Origin of the sequence: Aquiflexum sp. (assembly GCF_041749095.1) — a bacterium.
GTDB lineage: Bacteria > Bacteroidota > Bacteroidia > Cytophagales > Cyclobacteriaceae > Aquiflexum.
The window spans coordinates 1-4,826 of record NZ_JBGTCA010000452.1; the positions used below are offsets into that span (position 1 = coordinate 1).

General features: G+C 41.7%; 2 protein-coding genes. One reads left to right on the top strand and one right to left on the bottom strand.

The features are described 5' to 3' along the window. Nucleotides 1–124 precede the first annotated feature (124 nt). Nucleotides 125–3,448 (bottom strand): SNF2-related protein, encoded by a 3,324-nt coding sequence (locus ACEW8O_RS20740; protein WP_373496540.1) that lies wholly within the window; start codon nucleotides 3,446–3,448, stop codon nucleotides 125–127. A gap of 505 nt (nucleotides 3,449–3,953) precedes the next feature. On the opposite strand from ACEW8O_RS20740, the gene ACEW8O_RS20745 reads away from it, so the two are divergent. After that, nucleotides 3,954–4,826 (top strand): carotenoid oxygenase family protein (locus ACEW8O_RS20745; RefSeq protein ID WP_373496541.1); only part of this gene is annotated, 873 nt, incomplete at its 3' end.

The following is a 4,826-nucleotide window of genomic DNA, read 5'->3' on the forward strand; positions in this document are numbered from 1 at the left end:
CCTCCCACAGAATAGATCTCAAAGGAGAGTCTTTAAGAAAAGGAGTTTTGAAAAATGAATAAAATTTAACCTACTTTAGATGATCTTTCAAAGTGGCACGGTTTGACCGAAATGACTGGCATGGTCAGACCGAAATAACCACAAACTGACTGAAGATCAAAATCTTGTGGTTGCCTGTTTTCTCAAGGATATGTTCGATAAGCAGGTCGATTTTGACCGATTCGTTTTTGGCTTCGGTATGGTTGACGAGATTGGTGGCATCGCAGGCCAGGCGCAATTTGGTCAGTCCCTCCAAAACATACATCTTGGAGTTTTCGGCACCTTCTTCCTCAATTTTCTTCAAGAGGTAATCCCTATACTCATTCCGGTAGGCATCGTATATTTTGCGCTGAATGGGATTCATCACACAGTAGAGGTACTCTTCTGTTTTGTCAGGAAGTTCGGTCAGCACTTCCTCCTTGGTCCTTCGGAGTACAAATGGTTTGATCTTGTTTTGCAGTTCGGTCAATATTTCTTTGTTGCCGTTTTTGAGTGGCTTGAGGTAGTTTTCTTTGAAGCTGTTGAAAGAATGGAAAAATCCGGGGTTGACAAAGTTCATCTGGGCAAAAAGTTCGGCGAGGCTGTTTTCAATGGGTGTACCCGTCATCGCCATTTTGATCTTGCCGTTCAGTTTGGTGATGGCCTTGTACCTCAGGGATTGGGTATTTTTGATGGCCTGGGATTCATCGGCGATGATGGCATCAAAATGGATTTTGCGAAGCAGTTCGAGGTCATTGATGACGAGACCATAACTTGTCAGGATGACCTGATGCTTGCCCAACTCATCTGCGGAATCGTAGCGGTTGCCATGGTGGATAAAGTAATCGAGGTGTGGGGCAAATTTCTCCAGTTCATTTTTCCAGTTAAACAACAGGGTGGTGGGTGCCACAACCAGGATTTTTGCCTTTTTATTGCTTTCCACCATTTTGCAGATCAGGGCGATCATTTGGAGGGTTTTGCCCAAACCCATGTCATCTGCCAATATCCCGCCCCAATGATATTCCTGAAGGAAATTCAACCAATTGAGACCTGTATGCTGGTAATTCCTGAGTTCGGCTTTCAGTTTTTTGGGAACCTTGGCATTTTTGATTTCTGTAAAGCCTTTGAGTTTTTCTTTCTTTTCCTCTATTTCTTTAATGATTTCGGGGAAGCTTTTGGCCTCTTCAAATTCATCCAGAATATGGAACAAGGTCTTGGGAACTTTGAAGTTGTTTTTGTCCGTATCCCCGGAACGGAAAAGCTTCCCAAACTTTTTCATCCATTTTTCCGGAAGAATGCCCAAGCTGCCGTCCTCAAGTTCTATAAATTCCTGATCCCTGTCCAGGGCTTTTTTGATGTCCCTGAGTTTTACCTTTTGGTCCCCAAAGGCCACATTGGCCTGTACCTCAAACCAGTCCTGTGAAGAGCCAAACTCCAATGAGACTACAGGAGGGAAAGGATTGTATTTTTTGATTTTGATATTTTCCAGTCCAAACACCCTGACCTGATTCGATTTTAACCTTTCAAAAGCCTTGAAGAACCAAAGCCCTTGCATAAATACATCATGGGTCAGGTGGAAAAAACCCTGGCTTCCGGCATGCTTGAAGTTAGGGTGCAGGTCTCTGACAAATTTTAGAAATTCCTCCTCAAATTCCTCGTCCCTCAGGTATATTCTTTTAGTGTCAGGGTCAATGATGCTGCTGCCTTCGAGTGGATTTGAAAATGCAGACTCTGAATATTTCACTTGGGGCCGGAAGATGACCAAACCTGTAAGTTCAGAGATATACAGTTGTTTCTGAAGAGGTCCGGTATTTTCCGCCTGCTTCAGGGTTCCTGTTTCATCCTGGATTTCAATGTAATGGGCCATGGGTAAAAGAATGTTTTGGAAGAATGTTTCAAATTCTTTTTCAAGAACCTGGAAATGGGGAAAGTTTTTTAGGAAAGACAGTAGCTGCAGGATTTTTTGGTGTTGGAAAATCAGCAGGTGCTTGTTGAGATAGACTGCAAAGGCCAATGTTACATCAAGATCTTCATCTTTTTTCGCAAGTGTAATTTGATGTTCTCCAAAAGAAATCTGTACCTCCAAATTGTACAGGACACCTGTTTTGGTCATTCGGATGACTGCCTTTGCATCATGGACTTCCAAGGGTTTGTCAAAATGGGACTTTCTGATATTCCGGGATTCATAAGGGTCTCCATGGAAAACAAAAAGTGGATAGTCATCTACGATGTCCAAAAATTGCCGGAATTGCCCAAAAATGTCCAATTGATTTTGCTTTTGTATGGCTTTGTCGATTTTTGAGATTTGGTACATGGCCCTTTCCAAGTTTTCGGTTTTGGAAAGCCTGATGTCGTAAGGGTCTTCTATTTTCTCAAACTTGACCTTAAATCCTGTAGGGTCATGTTTAGACCCTTTTGCCATAAATGGTATGACCTGAAAAAATTTATTATAGTAGCTGTATGCCAATGCAAATCCGGGATTGAACGCTCCTATTTCACTTTCCTGATGTGAAAGTGTGATAGATGACTGCGAATGTCTTAGCGCATCTCTTCTGAAATGTTCCTTGAATTGATAGGTAAGTGCATCCAAATCCATCAAGCCCTGCAATTCACCTGAAGTTACCATGATGATCTCATCCTCATCAAAAACAAACTTATAGGCTTTCTGCGGATTTTTGAGTTGATCATATACCCCCAATTCCTTGACACTTTCAATGATATTTTCATCTCTTTGTTTTTGGGTAAAAAATTGAGCATCCCAATTGTTATACTTCCGAAGTCTGTCCTGAAACCATTTTAATGTTTGTTTGATTAAATGGGGCTTTTTGTGGTTGCCATCTATGATGATTTTGCCATCAATATAGGTTACAAACACTGTGGTTTTAAAGTTATAGCCATCAACAACATACCGTAAACCATTTTCCAAAAAATCTACCTGACGCAAATACGTGTCATATATCCGGATATTTGGTTCAACGGGAATCAGTTCATGAAGTCTTTGCAGGTCTTCGTCGGAACATGGAATTTCGATGGGAAAGGAAATCTCTTCCGGTTTTTCAGAATTTATAGGAATAACAGGGGTATATTTTTTGAAATCACTTTTTTTGTTGGCCAGCATAAAATGTAGTGCTGCTGCCACATGCTTGCATTCCCCTTCTTCTTCAAAGGCCATACAGGTACATTGAAAAGATTCTTCCTCATACTCAGAAAAAAAATCTGGCATTGGCTGCCCTTTCAGATCAATTTCGACTTCATAAAAAGGCTCAATATTGCCTCTAACTTGAAAATGGAAACACTCGTCATTTTCATCAAAATAATCATATTTAACAGCTCCCTGCTTGTAAAGCACCAATCCTCTTTGACTGAAAGTCCGGTCAAAACCGGCAAGAAGGATTTCAATGTGGTGGATTTCAGATTTGGAAAGAGGCATTTGAAAAGGTTTGTTCAAAAATAGGAATGAGGAGGAAGATGGGAAAGGATGGGGGGGATTTTATTTTGGAGAAGCGAGAGATTAGAGGCGAGAAGCGAGAGTCTAGGTTATCCGAAGACTGTGGCTTCGGATTTTTGGGTATTGAGCCTTTGGCTCAAGTAGATTGGAGGTAGAACCTCCATACCCAGTGGTCCAAAGGCACAACCTTTGGACAACGTTATCCGAAGACTATGCCTTCGGATTATTGGGTATTGAGTCTTTGACTCAAGTAATGTGGAGGTAGAACCTCCTTACTCAGTGGTCCGAAGGCACAACCTTCGGACAACGGAATCAACCTTCGGACAGCGGAATCGGAAACTTGGAATAATATCCCAAACGCCAAGTTGTTTTGCAGGTGTAAAATCTGTTCCCTAAATAGGTTTTAAACCAAATAATTGCCAATTTGAGAGGATGAAGTCTGTTGAATAGAGGCTGATTTTTTTAAATTTTATAAATTATGTAACTGATGAAACAAAGGGATAATATTTTTAAAAAAGTAATATATTTTATTAAAAAGTTAATGAAAGTGGATGTTCAAAATGATCACCCAAAAAATCCGGAAGGTGATAATGATGTTTCCAAAAGACAGGGACTGCTGACCACAAGCCGGGAGGAATATGAAGGCCCGTTGAGAATATTGGAAGGGGAGTTGCCTCTGGACATACATGGGGTCTTTTATGTCTCCCTGCCCGTAGGTTCGGTCAATTCAGGGGCACTGCCTTTTCCCGAGAAAAATCCTGATGGCAGGAGAAACAGCGAATATGGTACGCCCATTATGAACGGAGATGGCATGGTCATCATGGTGGACCTCAATCAAAAGCCCTTGCCTATAGTAAAAACAAAGCTGATGAAAACCCCGTGCTTCTATGCGGATGAAGCTACCAAGTGGGGAACAGAACACCATGGTGTGATGGGATTTCATAATATGGGGATCACAAGGATGAGTATGGTATTTGGTTCCAGAAATGAACTCAACACAGCCATTCAGCCTGTAATTTTCAAAGACCAAAGCAGCAGTAGTCTCCTGGTTACATACGATGTTGGGAGACCATTTATCTTAAATCCCAAAACACTTGAATTGGGAACGCCTATCGGTAGATGCGCTGACTGGATGACAGCACAGCCGCCTATGGTACCTTGGCCTTTTGGCATAGTACAGACTACTGCCCACCCTGTCTTTGATCCTTTGACAAAGGAACTGTTTACGGTCAATTATACCAGGAACAAAGGTTCATTTACACAAATGGAGCATACCATTCACCATCTCAGGACAAACCGTGAATTATTCAAAAAACTCCTGGAAGCTTTAGCGGAAGAACTGGTCGACCATCCGGATATC